The organism is Dyadobacter fanqingshengii (genome assembly GCF_023822005.2).
GTDB classification, from domain to species: domain Bacteria; phylum Bacteroidota; class Bacteroidia; order Cytophagales; family Spirosomataceae; genus Dyadobacter; species Dyadobacter fanqingshengii.
Genome location: NZ_CP098806.1, coordinates 2,957,109 through 2,976,928 on the forward strand (window position 1 = coordinate 2,957,109; position 19,820 = coordinate 2,976,928).

At 46.0% G+C, this 19,820-nt stretch carries 18 protein-coding genes; 5 read left to right on the forward strand and 13 right to left on the reverse strand.

All coding sequences use genetic code 11. The features are described from left to right. Positions 1 to 464 precede the first annotated feature (464 nt). Together NFI81_RS12290 and NFI81_RS12295 are read left to right on the forward strand one after the other, a co-directional pair. Positions 465 to 2,012 (forward strand): AAA family ATPase, encoded by a 1,548-nt coding sequence (locus NFI81_RS12290; protein ID WP_234612143.1) that lies wholly within the window; start codon positions 465 to 467, stop codon positions 2,010 to 2,012. A 98-nt stretch (positions 2,013 to 2,110) separates the two neighbouring features. Next, a complete protein-coding gene (locus tag NFI81_RS12295) occupies positions 2,111 to 2,857 on the forward strand; it encodes an HNH endonuclease (protein ID WP_234612142.1) in 747 nt (248 codons plus the stop codon). 568 nt (positions 2,858 to 3,425) lie between these two features. Here NFI81_RS12295 and NFI81_RS12300 read toward each other — a convergent pair. The 13 genes from NFI81_RS12300 to NFI81_RS12360 all read right to left on the reverse strand — a co-directional run bounded on the left by NFI81_RS12300 (position 3,426) and on the right by NFI81_RS12360 (position 16,575). Beyond that, positions 3,426 to 5,678: a xanthine dehydrogenase family protein molybdopterin-binding subunit gene (locus tag NFI81_RS12300; RefSeq protein ID WP_234612141.1), complete on the reverse strand. Its 2,253-nt coding sequence runs from the start codon at positions 5,676 to 5,678 to the stop codon at positions 3,426 to 3,428. A 77-nt stretch (positions 5,679 to 5,755) separates the two neighbouring features. Continuing rightward, the gene (locus NFI81_RS12305; RefSeq protein ID WP_234612140.1) at positions 5,756 to 7,003 is read right to left on the reverse strand and encodes a PQQ-dependent sugar dehydrogenase; all 1,248 of its coding nucleotides are present in this window, start codon (positions 7,001 to 7,003) and stop codon (positions 5,756 to 5,758) included. A gap of 67 nt (positions 7,004 to 7,070) precedes the next feature. Next, on the reverse strand, positions 7,071 to 8,069 hold the full coding sequence (locus NFI81_RS12310; protein WP_234612139.1) for an aldo/keto reductase: 999 nt from the start codon (positions 8,067 to 8,069) through the stop codon (positions 7,071 to 7,073). Positions 8,070 to 8,110: 41 nt separating this feature from the next. Next, positions 8,111 to 8,551: a hypothetical protein gene (locus NFI81_RS12315; protein WP_234612138.1), complete on the reverse strand. Its 441-nt coding sequence runs from the start codon at positions 8,549 to 8,551 to the stop codon at positions 8,111 to 8,113. A 225-nt stretch (positions 8,552 to 8,776) separates the two neighbouring features. After that, the gene (locus NFI81_RS12320) at positions 8,777 to 9,256 is read right to left on the reverse strand and encodes a (2Fe-2S)-binding protein (protein ID WP_056289113.1); all 480 of its coding nucleotides are present in this window, start codon (positions 9,254 to 9,256) and stop codon (positions 8,777 to 8,779) included. A gap of 93 nt (positions 9,257 to 9,349) precedes the next feature. Then, positions 9,350 to 10,405 carry an alpha/beta hydrolase gene (locus tag NFI81_RS12325; RefSeq protein WP_234612137.1) on the reverse strand — a complete coding sequence of 352 codons (1,056 nt, stop codon included), beginning with the start codon at positions 10,403 to 10,405 and terminating at the stop codon, positions 9,350 to 9,352. Position 10,406: 1 nt separating this feature from the next. Then, positions 10,407 to 11,171, reverse strand: coding sequence for a carboxymuconolactone decarboxylase family protein (locus tag NFI81_RS12330; protein ID WP_234612136.1), 765 nt, complete (start codon positions 11,169 to 11,171; stop codon positions 10,407 to 10,409). A 10-nt stretch (positions 11,172 to 11,181) separates the two neighbouring features. Then, positions 11,182 to 12,249: an alpha/beta hydrolase gene (locus NFI81_RS12335; RefSeq protein ID WP_234612135.1), complete on the reverse strand. Its 1,068-nt coding sequence runs from the start codon at positions 12,247 to 12,249 to the stop codon at positions 11,182 to 11,184. A 44-nt stretch (positions 12,250 to 12,293) separates the two neighbouring features. Next, a complete protein-coding gene (locus tag NFI81_RS12340; protein ID WP_234612134.1) occupies positions 12,294 to 12,926 on the reverse strand; it encodes a flavodoxin in 633 nt (210 codons plus the stop codon). Between the two features lie 20 nt (positions 12,927 to 12,946). Further along, positions 12,947 to 13,417, reverse strand: a complete 471-nt coding sequence (locus NFI81_RS12345; protein ID WP_310589230.1) for a nuclear transport factor 2 family protein — start codon at positions 13,415 to 13,417, stop codon at positions 12,947 to 12,949. Between the two features lie 13 nt (positions 13,418 to 13,430). Then, positions 13,431 to 13,916, reverse strand: coding sequence for a nuclear transport factor 2 family protein (locus tag NFI81_RS12350; RefSeq protein WP_234612133.1), 486 nt, complete (start codon positions 13,914 to 13,916; stop codon positions 13,431 to 13,433). Between the two features lie 53 nt (positions 13,917 to 13,969). Then, positions 13,970 to 14,824: an aldo/keto reductase gene (locus NFI81_RS12355; protein ID WP_234612132.1), complete on the reverse strand. Its 855-nt coding sequence runs from the start codon at positions 14,822 to 14,824 to the stop codon at positions 13,970 to 13,972. Positions 14,825 to 14,958: 134 nt separating this feature from the next. Further along, positions 14,959 to 16,575: a carboxylesterase/lipase family protein gene (locus NFI81_RS12360; RefSeq protein WP_234612131.1), complete on the reverse strand. Its 1,617-nt coding sequence runs from the start codon at positions 16,573 to 16,575 to the stop codon at positions 14,959 to 14,961. 163 nt (positions 16,576 to 16,738) lie between these two features. On the opposite strand from NFI81_RS12360, the gene NFI81_RS12365 reads away from it, so the two are divergent. The 3 genes from NFI81_RS12365 to NFI81_RS12375 all read left to right on the forward strand — a co-directional run bounded on the left by NFI81_RS12365 (position 16,739) and on the right by NFI81_RS12375 (position 19,771). Then, positions 16,739 to 17,644: a helix-turn-helix domain-containing protein gene (locus NFI81_RS12365; protein WP_234612130.1), complete on the forward strand. Its 906-nt coding sequence runs from the start codon at positions 16,739 to 16,741 to the stop codon at positions 17,642 to 17,644. 18 nt (positions 17,645 to 17,662) lie between these two features. Next, complete coding sequence (locus NFI81_RS12370) at positions 17,663 to 18,157, forward strand: cupin domain-containing protein (protein ID WP_234612129.1); 495 nt, start codon at positions 17,663 to 17,665, stop codon at positions 18,155 to 18,157. 213 nt (positions 18,158 to 18,370) lie between these two features. Continuing rightward, positions 18,371 to 19,771, forward strand: coding sequence for a hypothetical protein (locus tag NFI81_RS12375; protein ID WP_234612128.1), 1,401 nt, complete (start codon positions 18,371 to 18,373; stop codon positions 19,769 to 19,771). Positions 19,772 to 19,820: the final 49 nt, after the last annotated feature.

Here is a 19,820-nt window from a genome sequence, read left to right on the forward strand (position 1 = left end):
TGAGTATATGGTAGTGGCCTCAAAGGTGGTGGAAGTTCTGGATTTGTGTATAAATCTACGCAGAGTGGCAAATTCATTCTCGTCACGGTTCGACACTGTATTACCAACTCTAAACTTCCCTGAATTTGGCATCGGCGACTGCAAGGCAGATGGGTATCGGTTCTAAATTACCAGTAAGAAAGCTTCCGGTGCCACTTTTGCCTACAATGAAGCTTTCGTGAATTTAATAGCGAATTGTATGACATGCTCTGCCCACATTCAGCGCAAAAATCAAAGTATTTCCAACAATGCTCGAACTGATGCAGGATTGCAAAGTACCATGATGTACAGTTATCGATCAGTAACGCATCATTAAATCCGGTTTTCTGAGTATACAGGTTTTAGCCTTATCTGCTTAATGGCATGGGAAACTTAGGGCACTGCTTGCGTCGTAAAATCGCCCCAACCAGCCAAATTATCATGTTATGAAATTTATTGTGTTGCCAGATCAAAGGTTGATGACTAACAGCGTCAAAAAGCAACTTTTTCTTATTCATAGCGAATGGGATGATTATTTTCAGTTTGCAACCACATATTTACTTTTTTACGTGACGGAGCTCGGTGCCATCCAAAGTTTGGGCGTGCTAAAAATTGGAGAGTTCAAAATGGGCGAGTCACAACGCTCTCCAATGATTCCTCTACAATTTGATAGTCTGGATGACCGATTTTTTTCGCTGGGACAAGACGAAGATTACTACGGAGTTTTAGCGACGTTTGGCCCGAGTTTCAGAGACGAAGTACTGGATGCCCTAAATGATGTTGCGCGAGACCTAGATTTATTCGAGCGGGCTTTACACGAGAAAGTCATGGGAGTGTCGTTACTGCGAGATGTCAGCAAGGCAACTGTGAGGGGGCAACTTCATAGGGTAAGTCGAGGAGGCGCGCGGCTCTCTCCTTATAATTTTAGCTATTTCGGGCCTCCACAACTTGACAGATTGTCTAGTCAAATTGTACTTTCATTCGCCGTTCTGCCAAATGCGGAGCCGCCCACTAACATTCATGTTTTGATCGGAAGAAATGGAGTTGGGAAAACCTTTATGTTAAATTCCATGACGAATGCCTTGGTTGCGCAAAATTCCGGAGCGGTCACTTATCCCAGCGGCTCTTTCTCATTCAATCAAAATATGTTGGGTAGCGAACTATTTGCGAATATTGTGTCCGTAACATTTAGCGCATTCGATCCATTTCCGCCGCTGCCAGAAGCCATCAATCGAAGCAGTGATTTAAAGTACTCCTATATTGGCCTAAAAAGTATAGCAAATGCGCCAAATAGGCAAACTGGTGCTTCGAAGGGTCCAGAAGAACTTGCCAACGAGTTTGCAACAAGTGCCAAACTTTGCTTGAGTCAACCTGCGAGAGCGTTGAGATGGAGAAGATCATTGCTTGCTTTACAGTCCGATACGATTTTTCGCGGAGCAAACATTGCTGAGCTCAGCACCTCGAATAGTCCTGAGCACTGGATAGAAGCGTCGCAAATTTTTGCAAGGCTAAGCTCGGGACATAAAATCGTATTGCTTACAATGACGCGGTTGGTCGAAACTGTTGAAGAGCGAACCTTGGTGCTCCTTGACGAACCAGAAGCTCATCTGCATCCTCCGTTGCTATCGGCTTTCATACGATCCATTTCAGATCTAATGATTGATAGAAATGGTGTTGCACTTATTGCAACTCACTCCCCTGTGGTGCTACAAGAAGTTCCTAGAAGTTGTGTTTGGAAAGTCCGACGGAATGGACAGACTACCACAGTTGAAAGACCAGAGATCGAAACATTTGGTGAGAATATTGGCATTTTGACAAGGGAAATATTTGGTCTGGAAGTGACTGATTCCGGCTTTCACAACATTTTGCGAAGGTCTGTCGACGAAGAGCTAACATACGAAGACGCTGTCAATCGCTTCGATGGGCAATTAGGGGAAGAAGCTAAGGCGATCGTCCGTACATTAATGATACAAAAGAATCGAGGAATTTCATAATGTGGAAGATTGAACCTGAACCATTAGACGCCGAATCTACATTCAGAACTTGCATTAGCCGAGTAAGAAATGCTGGACTAAGGGCACGTCTGATAAATGTGGCAAATTCTGTCGCCCGCGCTGAACAAATTTACATTGATGCTGCAGATCGCAGGAGGTTAAATGAGATTCTACAAGTAGGCGACGTTGACGGTATCGTGACTAATGCTGAAATGGTTACAGTTTACACATCAAGAATGGTTGGAGCGAACTCTCCCGGGCGGCCGATTTATGACCGAATCATGGCTTCTGCGAGATTTGGGAGATGTCCATTCTGCGGGCACCGATCGGTATCTACCTTAGACCATCATTTACCAAAGACGTCATATTCTGAGTTCACGGTCACTCCACTAAACTTGATTCCAGCTTGCAAAGATTGTAATAAAGCAAAAGAGTGGGACAATCCATATCATCCTGATCAGGTATTTCTTCACCCTTACTTCGACGATGTTGAAAACGACAGATGGTTGCAAGGAAATGTTATTACTGGGCCCGTTGCTACATTATCATTCTCGGTGGTCGTTCCAGCACATTGGGATCTAATCACCTGCAACCGAGTTCGCAACCAATTTAACAAACTTGGTCTAGATGAGCTCTATCGCTCTAATGCGGTTGAGGAAATGCTAAACATTCGATTTCAACTTACTAATATGTGGAATCAAGGTGGTCGCGATGCTGTCCGCGCTCATTTGCGGAGCAACGCTGAATCTCGATTGAACAATCGAGTTAACTCATGGCAAACTGCAACGTATGAGGCACTTTCTCTAAGTGACTGGTATTGCGACGCCGGTTTTAGAATGCAGTAGTGTCCTGGTGACTCCAATTACAAATCCTATACTTATTGTAAACTGAATCCGTCCAGCTTCTTTGATCGTCCCAGTTAACTAAACGATAGGACAAATCAATAGCCACATTGTCTTTATTTACATTCCTTGCATATGGCGACGCAATTTTCAGTATCACCACTAAAGTCCCGGCCGATGATATCCTCTTCATCAAAATCTGGTTCTCTTAATTCGAATACTCGTCGATCAATAAAAGTTAAGGTTGCGTTTAGCAGCCCAAGACTAGAAATTAGTGCGTCCTTGCTTGCGCAGCCGAGCCCGACAGGCTTTGGACCTTTCTGCACTTTGGAAAGCCTTTTGCAAGCAGGACTTATTCTGGGCTTTGTTGTCTAACACACAAGGAAGGTTAACTGCCTAAGTACGTTTAAACGTACATCAGAAAGGTTCATTTAAACGATATTGGCCTCATTGAGATCTAAAACTATAAAGTGGTATGATCGTCAAATTTCATTGAAACCACAGAGTAGGTATCAACATTAACAGTACCAACCAAAACCTCATCGATGTGATCAGATTTTGGTTGGATGTTTCAAATAACCTTTTCCGGTTCATCCTTAAAAGGTTGGTTGTAATAACGTCTGCCTTTCAGTTTATACAATGCATTGGCCACTGCCCCAAAAACCGGCGGAAATGGCGGCTCTCCCAATCCCGTAGGATCTAGTTCGTTCTGGACAAAATGCACTTGAATGCTTTTGGGCACTTCGTTAATCCGGATCATACGGTAATTGCTAAAATTATTCTTCTGTGGAGATCCGTCTTCAAACGTTAGTTCACCATAAAATGCATTACCAATCCCATCAACCACCGCTCCTTGCACCATGTTCGTGGCAGCATCCGGATTGATAACAATGCCGCAGTCCATTGCACTATATACGCGCTCGACATAAGGCTGACCATCGCGCGTTACCATATCCACTACATGCGCCGCATACGAATTGTGACAAAAATAAGCAGCCACTCCACGGTTGTATTTTTCATTTCCCGGCTTGTTCCAGTTCGATTTGTCGCGCACCAATTCCAGAACGCCAGCGTAACGGTCGGCGTCATATTCATTGTTTTTTCCAATAGGCTTTTCCTTTGCTCTTTTCAAAAGTTCCAGCCTGAATGCGATTGGATCTTTGCCAGCTGCTTCGGCCACTTCGTCCAAAAACGATTGCTCGGCAGCTGCGTTGAAATTGGAGCGCGGAGCTCGGAAAGCACCTATGGTAATGTTAGAGGCGATCTGCCAGCCTTCTGCCAGGTAATTGTCAAGGGCACCAGCCGGAAAACGGTTTGCATGGATTGGATGCTCCGGAATCCCACCTCCTTTTACGTGAAACGCGATCAGATTTTTATTAGCGTCCAAAGCCGCGCGGTAAGTGGCTGTGTACATCGGGCGGTAAATACCGTAGGTCATATCATCCTCTCGGGTATACATCAGCTTCACCGGTGCTTTCACTTTCTTGGAAATCAACGCAGCTTCGTAGAGATAATGGCCATAAGCCCTGCGGCCAAAGCCACCGCCCATGCGCGTCATTTGTATCTCAATCTTGTCGGCAGACAGGTTCAATAGCTTTGCAAGTGTAGGCTCAGACCAACCTGGGGCTTGCAAGGGCCCCGCTACCAGCGCCTCTTCATCTGTCACATGGGCAAAGAAATTCATTGGCTCCATACAATTATGGGCTAAAAAGGGCCCGTTGTATGTACGCTCGATCACCTGGGCTGCATTCTTGAAAGCAGCTTCCGGATCACCATCTCGTCTCAATTCCTGGGCTGGTTTTGCTGCATATTCCTGCATTTGCTGCATTTGCGTAGTTGTACTTTCGAGCGCTCCAGGAACGGTAACTTCCCGCTTTCCGCCCCTTCCACCCATTGTGTCTTTCACATCGCCAGCTGCTTCCCAGTTGGCAACCAGCTTTTTACGCGCACTGATCACTTCCCAGGTGCTGTTTCCGACTATAACCAGCAGATCATTGAACGTACGCGTATCAAAACCGCCTTGTTCAAAATCGTCCGCATATAATTTCAGGGTGAAAACATCTTTAATGCCCGGCATTTTCAATGTTTCGGCAGCATCGAATGATTTTAGCTTCATTCCAAAAGCAGGCGGGTGCTGGATCATGGCGATCAGCATTCCGTCAACACTATAATCCAACCCAAAAAGCGGCTGGCCGGAAGTGATCTTCTTTATTTCTACATTCTTTTTGGACTTGCTGACAATAGTAAAATCCTTTGGTGCTTTTAGCTTCAAATCTTTTGGTACAGGCACGCTGGCTGCTTTACTGGCCATATCTCCATATTTGGCCGACTTTCCGCTCGAATGCGACAAGACACCCGCCTTGGTGCTCACTTCGCTGGCTGGCACATTCCAGGTTTGGGCGGCAGCTTCACGCAGCATTTGTCTGGCTGCAGCGCCAGCCTCACGCAATGGTTTCCAGTACATGCGCACAGAATTGCTTCCGCCTGTAAACTGCGCCCCGAGTTTGGCCGGATCGTGCGACCCCATTTCGACGCTCACGTTTTTCCAATCCACATCCAGTTCTTCGGCCAGCATCATCGGCAGGGAAGTCATTACATTTTGCCCAAATTCAGGGTTAGGACAAATAAGCTTTACCTTATTATCAGGCAGGATATGGATGTAACCATTCAGGGTTGCCCACTGCTCAGGCAAGCCCAGCGCCTGGGTTTTGTCAGCAGATTTGAAGCTGGATAACCAGCTGACGGTAAGCATCATTCCGCCACCAGACAGGATTGAAGCTTTTAGGAAAGAGCGTCTGTTCAAGGCTGTTTTATCTTTGTCCATGTTCGGATATCTTTAAATAGTTAACTAAGGATCATTTTTTGCTTCAATCTATAACTGGCCAGGTGCATGTATTTATATCAATTTGGGCCAATCCTGTAGAGACGGCCTTCATCAGTAATAGCAAATAAAGCACCGTCTGTTGCCTGGGTGATATCACGGAAACGCTGACGTTGATCAGCCAATAGTCTTTCTTCACCCACAATCCGGTTGTTTTCAGTCACTAATCGGGCGATATGCATTCCACTAAGCGATCCGATAAATAGATTATTTTCCCATTCAGGTACCGAGTTCCCCGCAAAGAAGCTCATCCCACTTGGAGAAATGACCGGGTCCCAATAGTAAGCGGGTTGCTCTAATCCGTTTTGCTGTTGAATGCCTGCCCCGACACGCTGACCACTGTATTCAAGACCATAAGTAATGGTAGGCCACCCGTAATTTTTACCAGCTTCCACACGGTTAAGTTCATCACCGCCCCGTGGCCCGTGCTCACTTTGCCAAACGTCACCCGTCACCGGGTGCAATGCCAACCCTTGCGGATTACGGTGACCGAGAGAAAAAATCTCAGGGCGTGCTGTTGCTTGACCTATAAACGGGTTATCTGCGGCAGGCTGCCCATCAGTTGTGATCCTGATAATTTTGCCAAGTCCCGAGCTCATCGATTGAGCCTGTGGCCTTGTTACTAAATCTGCCCGTTCTCCTGTGCTTACCAATAAATGTCCTGTTGGGTCAACCAGGATACGTCCACCATAATGATTGCTTCCCGAATAAGCTGGTGTAGCCCGGTAAATGACGGTTGCATTCTCCATTCTGATTTCATCGGCAGACAATCTGCCACGACCTACGGCTGTCACATTGCCCCCTGCTACGGGCTCTGAAAACACCCAGAACACAATCCTGTTTGTTGCAAATTGCCTGTCCAGACAAAGACCAAGCAAACCGCCTTGACCGGAAGCATTCACAGCAGGCAGACCGGTGATCAAAGCTCCAATCTGGCCGGATGCAGATACAATCCGCATTTGACCGGTCTTTTGGGTAATCAGCATCCGCCCGTCAGGTAAGCCTGTAATCCCCCAGGGACGATCCAGTTGGTCAGTTATAATCCTAGCTGAATAGGCGGTTTGGGTGCGTACACCCTTAATCCGTGTCTGTCCGTTGAAAGAAGACGAATAGGTAGCATTGGGCGGATTAGTCTCAACCGCAGATGAATCTGCCGCTTGCTCTGTATCCGGACCGGTGGAAACAGAAGGCTCAGGTGTATTGTCTGATTTCTGCTTGCAGGAAATAAAAACAAGCATCGCCAGGCATGTTGACAGGATATAGTTCATATTATTAAGTTTAATAGGAGATAGAAACGGCAAATTCAACATCTATGACAGACAGACGAGCTGCTGACTATTTCCCAACCCGGTTCTGCAGCGCCTGCGGATAACGTGCCCCTTCAATTTTAATTTCCGAAGCTGCACTTTCGATTTCAGTCCGGTCCTGCTCGCTAAGTTGAACAGCTGCACCGCCTAAGTTCTCTTCTAATCTATGCAGTTTAGTTGTTCCTGGAATGGGCACAATCCACGGCTTTTGAGCAAGCAACCAGGCCAATGCAATTTGCGCGGCGGTGGCAGGCATTCCTGTTCCGCCTTTTTGCTCCGCAATACGATTAAGCAAATCCACCACTACCTGGTTTGCTTTACGTGCTTCTGTGGTGAACCGGGGTACGATATTTCTGAAATCGTTTTTGTCAAAGGTTGTGTTCTCGTCGATCTTCCCGGTCAAAAACCCTTTGCCTAGCGGGCTGAATGGCACAAAGCCGATCCCGAGCTCTTCCAGCGTCGGTAAGATCTCATTCTCAGGCTCCCGAAACCAGAGTGAATATTCACTTTGAAGCGCGGCAACTGGCTGAACCGCATGCGCCCGGCGAATCGTCTGCGCTCCTGCTTCTGAAAGTCCGAAATGTTTGACTTTTCCAGCCTGGATCAACTCTTTTACTGCTCCGGCCACATCTTCAATTGGCACCTGTGGATCGACCCGGTGTTGATATAGCAAATCGATGCGGTCTGTTCTAAGGCGTTTGAGTGACGCTTCAACAAATGCCCGTATACTTTCAGGCTTGCTGTTAAGCCCGCCTTTCGACTCGCCGCCTTCAAAACCAAATTTTGTTGCGATCACGACTTGATCCCGAAAAGGCTCAATTGCTTCGCCCAGCAGCTCTTCATTTGTAAATGGCCCGTAAGCTTCGGCAGTGTCAAAGAAAGTTACACCGCGCTCGAATGCAGCCCTGATTAGTGCGATGCCCTCATTTTTATCTGTTGCCGGGCCGTAGCCGAAGCTTAGTCCCATACAACCCAGGCCAAGTGCCGACACTTCAAGCCCGCTTTTTCCTAATTGTCTTTTTTCCATTGTGTTCTTACTTTGTCGTTGACGATCCTAAATTGAAAGCCTTACTTCTTGGGGGCGTAAGCACCGCTTCGAAGCCAGATAATCCAGGCTTTTTTAAATTCGGCATGCGTTACCGGTGGCAATGTCCTTCCTTCTCCCGGATCCCAGCCTGCAAGCACAAGCCCATCATCGGCGTGCTCGATCAGCTTTTTGATATCCTTGTTCCCATTTTGCTTCTTGTCAACCAGCTGTTTAGCCAGCTCATGCGCACTTTTTCCTTGAAAAACCATTTTCATGGCAGCAGGCGGCAAGTGCCACTCAGGGTTTCCCGGCGGCATATGAAGGCCAGCTATGTTGGTTTCCTGATGGCAATTGGAACATTTCGTGGCATAAACGCCCTTGCCATCCAAGCCACGTTTGGGGCCCATCGCATGCAAATGGCTGTCATCCCCTTGCAGCGGCACATCGCCAGCCGGATGGCAGTTCATACAGCGCGGGCTCATCAGCGTTTTGTAAACAGTTTCAAAAGCTTGTACCGACGCTACGCTATCACGGTTAATGGTGCTGAATGTAATCTGTTTTACCGGCGCATCATTCCGGAATGCAGATGCCCCAACGGCGATGATAAAATGAATATTGACAGCACGGTAGCAGCCTTTTTTTGAACAAATAGTTTCATTCCATTTTCTAGTTTTTGCTTCATAAGGTGAGTTTGAAAATGGATGTTTTTAACCCTTCGTACCTGTTTTTTTCTGCAACTCGGCAGCCGTGTGGATCGCCTCGCGAATGCGCAAGTAGGTTCCACAGCGGCAAATATTCCCCGCCATCGCATCATCAATATCCTGGTCGGTCGGATTGGGCTTTTCGCGTAGCAGCACCGCAGCCGACATAATCTGCCCTGAATGGCAATAACCGCATTGCGGTACGTCAATTTCCTGCCAGGCTTTCTGGACAGGGTGTGAATTTGTTTCAGACAACCCCTCGATCGTTACTACCTTTTTCCCAGCCGCACGGCTCACTTTGGTCACACAAGAGCGCACCGCTTCGCCATCTAAATGCACCACGCAAGCCCCACACTGCGCGACACCACAACCATACTTAGTTCCTTTAAGACCAGCCAGATCGCGTATCGCCCATAAGAGCGGCATTTGCGGATCAGCTTCCAAAGGGTAATCCTTTTTGTTGATATTTAATGTGATTTTGGCCATGGTGAAAAGGTTTAATTGATGGTGAGATTAGGCTTATAGTTTTAGAACAAAAAGCAGTTACAGCTGGTAACCAGCACAATCCAAATATTTGACTTACAGAAACTTTGTATAGAACTCAGCGAGCTTGTCAACAGCCTGATCTACATACTCTGGCTTCCAATAGGTCTGGATGTGTGTTGCCCCATCGATAACAAATAGCTCCTTGCTTTTTGAATTAGTAGCTTTGGGGAATGCTTCATCAGTCATGTATTTTGTGTCTGATTTGCTTCCAGCCATCATGAGTAAGGGCTGATCGATCAAATCCATATTCTCACTAGCATCCCAGGTCATCAAGTCTAGCAAATTGCTCATTGGGTACAGGAAAGTGGAGTTGGGATGCGCATGCGTTCTGTAATAGTAAATGTACCCTTCGCGGTACAGGTCTGTGGAAACCTTTGCGATTTCTTCATCAGTGATGCTTGCCACTCCGGCGTAAATAATTTTGCCATCTGCGGCCTGCTGCGCGCGGGCATCGGAAGCCTGCTTTAAACGCTGCGGAATGGTTTCCAGGGCCGAATTCTGAAAGCCGTTGCGCCGGACTTCGCCCGAGTTAAACATGCTCAGGGTTGCAACTGCTTTTAGTCTTTTGTCAGACTGGGCAGCTTTTAACGTATATCCCCCACCGCCACAGATACCCAAAGCGCCAACACGGTTCACATCCACTCCCTTATAGCGGGTGATGAAGTCGGCCATCCCACGAATGTCTTCTGTCCGAAAGGCAGGTTTATCGGTGTGACGGGGCTTGCCGCCACTAGCTCCCTGGTAGGCTGCGTCCGCAGCAATGGTAATGTATCCTGCTTCGGCAAGGCGCTGCGCATACAGCCCGGCTGTCTGTTCTTTAATACCGCCATTGGGATGGGCAATTACTAATGCTGGATATTTTTTTGCAGGGTCGTAACTCGATGGAGTATATACGTTGGCGGCAATATCAATCCCATTCAACTTATATTTTACGGGGTGAATGTTGACTTTGCCTGCCATATTTTTTGAAATAGCACCATCATAAACCAGCGTAAACGGGTTTTTGGCTGTTGTAGCCTGAGCGTTTGCTACCTGCACTTCTGACATCGATGCTAACAGGCTCATTGTTGCGATTGCTATATTTTTCATTCTATTTATTACTGCTTAACACTTCGTTTAAAACTGTATTTACCGCTGTGGTTTTCTGCTTGCCAATTGTTGGGGCAATGACCGTGACAAACTCTTTTAACTGGGCAGGCGACCAACCTGTACGTAGTGAAATGTTCAAATGGCTTTTTAGCATTGGCTCAGCCTGGCCAATGGCGCTGATTACCGAAATGGTCACCAGTTCCCTTTGGCCGTAGGTCAGCACATCTCTTTCAAAGATGTCTGCAAACAAATGTTCCTTTAAGAATGTGTCTATGGCCGGCGCAAATGCGCCATAGCCCGAAGGCTGCTCGGGCTGTGGCGTGCCTGTCAGCTCTCCTAATATTTTTTTGCCGCGCTCATATTTGTTGCTATCAGCTTGGACAACAGATGCTTCTTTTCCCATGTTGTCATTGATGCCCCTGGATTTCCTTTCTTCAATGACCTGCATGAATGTTTGCAGGCCGCGGATGCTCCGTGGAAAACCACAATATGCGTAGGTGTGCACCAGGACTTCCTTAATCTCATTGACACTCAAACCTGCATCAAGGCCCCCGCCAAGCTGTTTTCTTAGCTCTGGGATCTCACCTTGTGCTGTCAGGGAAGAAATAATAATGATGCCCTTTGCTTTGGGGTCTAACCCTTCTTTTGAGCTGGCCACGTTCTGTGCCTTAATAATGTTAACAGTCATTAAAACCACCGCTAACACCGTTATAAAGGCAGATGATTTTAACCTGCTCGTTCTCAATTTGATTTTGCTTAAATCCATAGTCTGATGATTACTTGTCCAGGCCTTTTTCTTTTAACCATTTCTCCAACACGCCTGCAACTTGCTCACTGTTTAAATCCGACATCAGAAAATGGGTATTGCCTTTAATACCTATCTCTGGCAAATGGACAATAGTAGCATCACCCCCGTGGCTGTTTATCACTTTTGCCCACTCGCGCGCCGTAGCCAAGACATTTCTCCAAAAATTTAATGAAGCTGCTTTCGTTTCGTCTTTCGGGATAAAATCACCGAAATAAACCACGATGGGTATCCTGGTCAGTTTCTTGAACTCATCAAGCGGAACTCCTTTACCGCCACGGTTGCCTTCCGGCTCCTGGCCTTCGGGAAAGGTAAACCCGCCCGGCTCATAGGCCACAACGGCTTTAACACGCTGGTTTCTAATAGCCGTCTTCCATCCTGGCGAACCACCGGCCGAATGGGTAAACAAGATCCCGTCACCAGATTTATCCATCACTGCCGACATAGCATTTACAATCGTTGCTTCATCGACACTGCCCGTGTTGGGCGTCATCATCCGGAAGAAATTATCGAGTGATACGCTGTCTTTTGGGAACTGGACACCCTCATTAAAATCTGGATACAAGCCGATCCGGAACTGGGTGAACCAGGTCTGGTCATCTGGTATGGCCGTGATCTGTCCCGGCTTTGAAGTTTGCCCTGCGTGGCCACGCCCGGGTTGGTCTACCAGATAAACACCGTAGCCTTTTCTTAGAAAGATATTGGCAAAGCCTTCCCTTCCATCGGCAGTGGTTTGCCAGCTGCGGCGCGATTGCCCGTAGCCATGCAGGAAAGCCATAGAAAGTCGCTTTGCCTTTGGCGGGATCTGGTAAAACACGTCGGCATGGTCCCCGTGGCGGGTTTGTCCGCCCTGGGCTACATTCCAGGATTTTAGCGCATCGAATGTGCCCTCACTTTTGGTTACACTGCCACCAGCAGAAAAAGCGCCCTGCTCCTGGATGATTAAAGGTTTCGTACTTTTAGTTTTCTGTGCCTGGCCTTGCAAGCTAACTATGGAGCATACCACACATACAAGACTTAGCATTACTTTATTTCTCATATCTATTGCATTTAATCTGCGACGCTTGAATCAAATTGTTCGCATTAAATCATTTTAAGCTTTTCGAGCCATTGCTTGATCTCGTCCTGGGTCTGCCGCGCTTTTTCATCTTTAATCATTAGCAGCTGCCCGTCCCTTTCAAGGCCGCCACGGGTCGAATACCCTTCCAATATTTTACTGTCAGGGCATAGCTGCTTGACAGTTTCAAAAGTGCTGCCAATGCCGTAGCCACCATTCGTATTGAAGGGAATGATGGTCTTACCGCTCAAATCGTATTGTTTCAAAAAGCTTTTCATCGGTGGTGGCAGCTGCATCCCCCAGGTTGGGAAGCCAACGAACACAACATCGTACTGGGCGATGCTGCCAATTTTAGTTCTCAAAGGCGGCATATATCCCGACTGGTTTTCACTGGCTACCTGCGCGACAGTTGCCTGATAATTATCAGGATACGGCTTTTCCAGTTCAATCGCTACCAATTTTCCGCCTACGTTCTTCTGGATCATTTCCGCAACCGCCTTGGTATTCTTTGTGCGAGATAAATAGACGATCAGGATCTTGCCAGCTGCTACATTAGTGTTTGTTTCAGCATCGATCCGCTCAGTTTGAGTAGAAGAGCAAGCCGAAATCAAGAACAAAAAAGCAAGCAGCAGGTGCGCTAATGGAGCGGTTAGTTTCATGCTTTCTAATCTGTTTTTTGTTATCCCCCCACTTTGGTAAATGAGAGTGACCCTAGTTTCCAACCTTCTTTTTGCTGCACATACACTTCCGTCACTTCAAATTCATTGGTGACCTCCCGGCCGCCAACGACAGCTAAAAGTGTGATCCTGTTTAAAAGGATAGCCGTTGATCCAATGATGTTTACAGATACCTTATGGATATCTGCCTTTTTGTAATGAATGCCTCCCGACTTGATGATATTGACTTCTTGTTGTTTGCCCCAGGATCCTCCCATGTGAACAAAAACGGCCTTTTCGTCAAAAAGCGCAGCCAGCGAGTCTGCATTTTTGTCTGCCATCCATTGCCATTTCGTTTTAGAAAGTGCAATGATCTTCTGCTCGGCGCTATTTTCAGCTTGCGCGAATGCTCCCTGAGATCCTAGCATCAAGCCTGCTGAAAGCATCAGGCAGGTAAGGATTCTGGTGATTGTTTTATTTACGTTCAATTTCATTGTATCCCCGGTTTTAATGTTTGATAACATGCGTATCGCGCACGCTGCTGAATGTGAGCGCCAGCATTTTCCAATCATTGGCCTGTTTTGTATAAACCTCTGTAACAGTGAACTCTGTATTTGCTTCATTGCCCCTTACCATCGCTGAGAGTGTAATCCGGCTCCAAATAATTGCCGTGTTACCCACAATCTCGACAGCAACATCTTTGACGTCTGCTTTTTTATACCAGATGCTTCCGGTCTTGATGATTTCCAGCTCTTCGTCTTTTTTCCAGGTGCCACTCATATGGACAAATTTTGCTTTGTCATCAAAGAGTTTGGCCAGCTCGTCCACGTTCTTATCAGCCATCCATTGCCACTTCTTTTTTGAGAGGTCAATGATTTGCTGCTCCGGCCCGGCAGCACTTTGTGCCCGTGACGATTTTGTATCAACTATTACGAGGCATAGCGCTAGTAAAGTAGATGCCAGAACAGACTTGAAAAATGAGTGAGATTGCATGAGTAATAAGTTTATTTAGTGGTTAAATATTAATTTCGCGACCTTGATATAGCCTATTTATCGTCCAGCTTTCTTTCACCCAGCCATTTCACCATTTTCGGATCGCGGTGATCAAAGAAGCTGCTGGCATTGGTATCCAGAGATTTGATCGCGTCCATATCTTGCGCGCTCAACTGGAAATCAAAAATGTCCAGGTTCTCTGCCATTCTTTCTTTGCGGACTGATTTGGGGATCGCAATTACCCCACGCTGCGTAAGCCAGCGTACCACTACTTGCGCGATTGTTTTATTATATTTTTCACCAATTGAGGCTAAAACCTCATTTTCAAACAAGCCGTTTTTGCCTTCCACGAATGGCCCCCAGGACTGGATCTGCACATTGTTTTCTTCCAGGAATTGCTGTGTCTGGATCTGCTGGTGAAAAGGGTGCGTTTCAATCTGGTTGACTGCCGGCACTATTTCGTTATGGATGATCAGGTCAATGAGCCTGTCAGGTTGAAAGTTACTTACACCAATTGCCCTGATTTTACCCTCCTGATGTAGTTCCTGCATTGCCCGCCACGCTCCATACACATCGCCGAATGGCTGGTGGATCAAATACAAGTCCAGGTAGTCAAGCTGTAACTTTTTCAGCGACACATCAAATGCCTTTTTGGTATCCTGGTATCCGTTTGATTGTATCCAGAGCTTGGTAGTGATAAAAAGCTCTTCCCTGGCAAGGCCACTTTTCTTTATTGCATTCCCTACGGCTTCTTCGTTCTGGTAGGCCGCTGCCGTATCAATCAAGCGGTAACCTGTATCGATCGCATCCAATACACTTCTCTCACATTCTGCCAGGTCCGGCACTTGAAAAACCCTGAACCCCAGAATTGGCATTTCTACGCCGTTATTTAATTTTACTGTTTCCATAGTGGTTTCTTGTTGATGATGCAAAATTCCGCCTTTCCAGGGGATATATGGTATATAGATTCCTGTTTTCTCTACCAATATTCCCGGTAGAAGATTGGTCAAACCCTTTCAGGAAAGCTATGCTAGAACCGCTTTCAGTCTATTTTTCCCGCAGCCTTCTGCATCACATCCAGCCGTGCTTTTTTAGGGTCGGGCCCGCCCATAGCCGAGCCGTCAGAACGGAACTCGATGATTTCGTTTTTCTTTGGATCATAAACCGGCCAATTTGGTAAACCTTTACCATTCGGGTCAGATGTTTTGGCGAAATTGGCCCAATACGTGTTCATCATCGTGGCAATCTCCTTATCCTTTGCTGCAATCGTAGCTCCGTTGCGCTCCATCAGATTGTCAAATACATAAGCAATTTCAGAAGCGTGTGCAGCGCCAAAACGCATCCGCTGTTGCATGGCAGCTGCCACGTAGGAGAAAAGATAAACGTAGGCTTTGTCACCTTTGGCTGTGACTGCATTCGCTGTAAACCTGGCCGGCTCTGCCCAAACCTTATCGGTGTTGACCATCGAAAGCATTTGGGCAAAGTCTGTTTTACCATCCGGATCATAGGCTGCGGTCATTTCCTTGCGTACAGGCTCAAATTGTGCGAGCAATTCATCCTTCGACCTTGCATTTACAAAGCCAGCTGGGACTTCTGCACTATTAGAACCAATGATGATTGGTACACGGATCTGCCTGCCAGCCTTATATGCGTTCTCGAATGTCTCTACAACCAATTTGCCATCTAGGATCGGGCCTGCATAAATTGGGGCGCCGCCCTGACCATTGCTTTCTTGTCCATTATCGACAATATCTTCCACGGAAAGTGAACGGAGTTTGGCCAAGGCTTCTACATCCTTACCCTGAATACCGTGTTTAGCAGCAAAGTTTACACCTATTGTCTCAGCTGACACCGGGTAATATTTGTCGGCATTTTCCTTGCTGATCGGTCTGCTTGACAAAACGCCGTCACGGCCACCGCCTGACTCAATAATTGCCTTATGAAAAAGACCTTTCGCAGTTGGAATAGTCAGCAGTGAATGCACAGAAACACCACCGGCCGATTCTCCGAAAATCGTAACGTTCTTTGGATCGCCACCGAAAGCAGCAATATTTTGCTGCACCCATTTTAGGGCCGCGATTTGATCCATATAGGCATAACTTCCTTTGGGCTCATTGGGATGTTCAGCGCTTAATGCGGGAAACGCAAAATGCCCAAGCCGCCCCAGGCGGTAATTGAAATTCACCAAAATGACGCCTTGTTTGGCAAATTGGCTGCCGAAAGTTTCAGGATAAGAACTACCACCGCCCACAAATGCGCCGCCGTAGATCCATACCATTACTGGAAGTTTGGCTCCCTGCTTGGCTCCGGCGGGCTTCCATACATTTAAAAATAGACAATCCTCCGATGTGTTTTCCCGGATCTTGCCCGCCTGGCGGGGCCAACCAGCCTGAGCACAATCAGCGCAAAATTTGGTTGCGTCTTTTATTCCCTGCCATGCAGGAAATGGCTGCGGTGGCCGCCAACGATATTCTCCCACTGGTGCAGCGGCATAGGGAATGCCTTTGAAGAGATCAACTTCTGCTTCTGTCACGCCACGTGAAGTCCCTGCGCTTGTCTGGACCGTAGGGCCTGCGCCGGTACCAGTATCGGTTGATGTTTGCTGGGCCTGCAAACTAAAACTTAAAATGAAAGTTAATCCTGTAAGTATCTTTTTCATTTTGGACATTTCCGCAGTTTAATTGGATTGTAAAGTTCGACTTTGCTTTTAGAGGAAATGGTATACAGATTCCCGATTTGTCTACCAATATTCCTGATTTGCCTTTCCAGATTTTTCAGCAGGTAATGAATTGGGTAACTTCGGACATCTAAAATTTTCAGACATGGAAGACATCATTCGTTTTGACACTGTAAATCAATACAATTCATTTAACCAGCAGGAAACGTTGCACCCGCTTGTAACTGTGATTGATTTGTCAACCGCAAGCCCAAGAAAGAAGACCAGCCAATACATGGGCTGCTACGGCATTTTTCTAAAAGACGTCGTGTGCGGTGACCTTCGTTACGGGAAAGAATACTATGATTATCAGGAAGGCACACTTGTCTTCATGTCTCCCGGCCAGGTTTTCACTGTCGAAAATGACGGGGAGCTTTATAAGCCGAAAGGCCACGCCCTCGTTTTTCATCCCGATCTGCTTCTTGGCACTTCGTTAAATGGGAAGATGAATGAATTTTCATTTTTTGGTTATCAGGTCAATGAAGCTCTGCATTTATCGCAGCGTGAAAGGCAAATTGTGATGGATTGCTTTGGCAAGATCAAGTATGAGCTCGAACACGCCATAGATAAGCACAGCAGAAAACTCATTGTCGCTAACCTTGAATTGTTCCTTGATTATTGCACACGCTTTTATGACAGGCAGTTCATTACACGCGATACCATACATAGAGGCATTTTGGCAAAATTTGAGAACCTTCTGAGCAGCTATTTCAGCTCGGACAAACCGCAAACGGTTGGCCTGCCGTCTGTTTCTTATTGTGCCGATGCGCTCAATTTGTCAGCAAAATACTTTGGTGACCTGGTTAAGAGAGAAACTGGCCAGACTGCCCAGGAATACATTCAAATGAAGGTGATTGAAGCAGCGAAAGAAAGGATTTTTAGTAGCGATAAAACTGTTAATGAGATCGCTTTTGAGTTGGGCTTTAAATATCCCCAGCATTTTAGCCGCCTTTTCAAACAACGGATTGGGCAAACCCCCAATGAATACAGAATTTTAAATAACCTCAATTAAATTGACTAGCCACAGGTAATGAAGCGATCAAAAGGACTAATCCGTTTGTTGTTAGCATTCCTGCTGACGCTCACGCAGATCTTTGTAAACGCCCAAGTAAGAGATGCCGGGTCACAAAGTAGTACGTCGATCTTTCCAAAAGGACAGCTGGCCCCAGCTAGCAACTTTACCGGAACAGCGTGGGTTCACCCGTTGATCCCAGCAGATAGCGTGTTTAACATTCCGGTTTCTTCTGTAACATTTGAGCCAGGTGCCAGAACGTACTGGCATTCACATGGAGGTGGCCAGGGCATTATCGCCATTGATGGTGTAGGCTATTATCAGGAAAAAGGAAAGCCTATCCAGATCCTCCGGAAAGGTGATGCAGTCAAATGTCCGCCTAATACGCCTCATTGGCACGGCGCTTCTCCGGAAACTGGCTTTGTTCAAATGGCAATTACGCCAAATCATGTTAGTGGCAGAGTCAAATGGATGCAGCCAGTAACGGATGCCGACTATTTGTATAAAAAGTAATCGGATAGTAGAAGCCTATTAATCTCCAAATGATTACGACACAAATGGCTTAGAGTTAACCAGCACAAAAGGGCTCCGCATAATTATGCTTTCTACCAGCAATTTCTATCTTTGCCTAAGGGCCTAGGCGATCTCGCACTACAAACGCAGAAATTGAATCGATTGTAAGTAAAGGTGATAGGCTATCAATGATACTAATCCCAAGCAATCGAAGTGAAAGTTTTGGCAACATACACTGCAACGGCAGAAATTGACATTGACTTAGATCTTGACTTTGGACTCCTCGACTCACGAATCTTTACAACAAACGATTTGTCAGCGATATATCCCTCTCATGAAGGGGACTCTGAGGCACGATACCTATGTATAAGTGTGGAGGTAAGTTTAGACGAGTTCGAATCCGCTCTGGATGGCGCTGCTCATGCTCGCCCAAGACTACTGATCATTCTCGGAATTCTCTCTTTCTTAACTCAGGAACTATTTATTTCTTTTGAATTCTTTGTTAGTTCAACGGTGAAAGGTGAACTAAACAGGACGAACGTAGCCGATCATAAGTTTGAATTTAGTGGTATTGACTTCGTTCCCAAAATCAAACAAATAATATCCTTTATAGACTCAAGTAAAGAAAATGATACCAGATTGTTTTACTCCTTGATTGATCGATATCGGAAGGCATTGTTTCTCGAGAAAGAGAGTGAGGATAGTATGGTTCATGATGATGAGGTTTTACTCTCATATTTTCACATTCTCGAACTGTTATCAACGAAATATTACGCTAAGCAAAAGAGTTTGGCTCTCGAATCTATTAGCAATTTATCTGAGAGCTTACTTAAAGATATTTTCCTGTTAGATGGAAATCGACTGCAATCGGAACTGTCTTCCAAAACTAAGCTGATCGAGTCGTTATTCATATCGGAGCTTTCGGTGGCAAGCAAAATTCTATTTATGCTCAAAGAACAGGGCATTTTGACACATCGCCTAAAGGCGTTCATATATGATTTCGTAAAAGATCGTAACTCTGTCGCTCATGGTCGGCAGGTTTACCAGGATCGTGTCATTTTTCCCGTACCCCAATTTTTTCCTTTGGTCGCGAACTGGGAATACTCGTTCGATATGCTTAGAATTATATCAGGTCGTACTATCTCATTATTCATTGGATTAGATCATTTGGAAGACGAATGGATTGAAATTGAAGATGATCTATTGCCGACCTTAGAGGAGGTAAATACTTTTATTACTGAAAAACGGTTTGATAAAATTAGTATTGAAGATTTCTACTCAGGGAAAGACAATGACATAACACCACACGCTATTGGCTATTATCTAATGATCAAAAAGATTAAAGTAGCTTTCGCTATTGCAGCCTTGCAAAAGGTTATTTTAGATTATAGGGAAATCGAAGACGAAATTACTCAGCTAATTCAGGTCGTTGTTCTAATTGTTGATGATACGACAGATGAAATAAGAGAAAAATGTATCAATATTATCAAGCTTTCGTCGGATAATAGGTGGCTACCTGATGTCGGTATGAGAGACATCCTTCATCATCTTGAATATTTAGGCCATGAACCGAAGGTGCTTAGAGAAATGATGTTAAATCGGGAAATAAGATAGGTTGATGATATTTGGCCACTTTTAAAAGCGCATTATCAGATCTTAACTA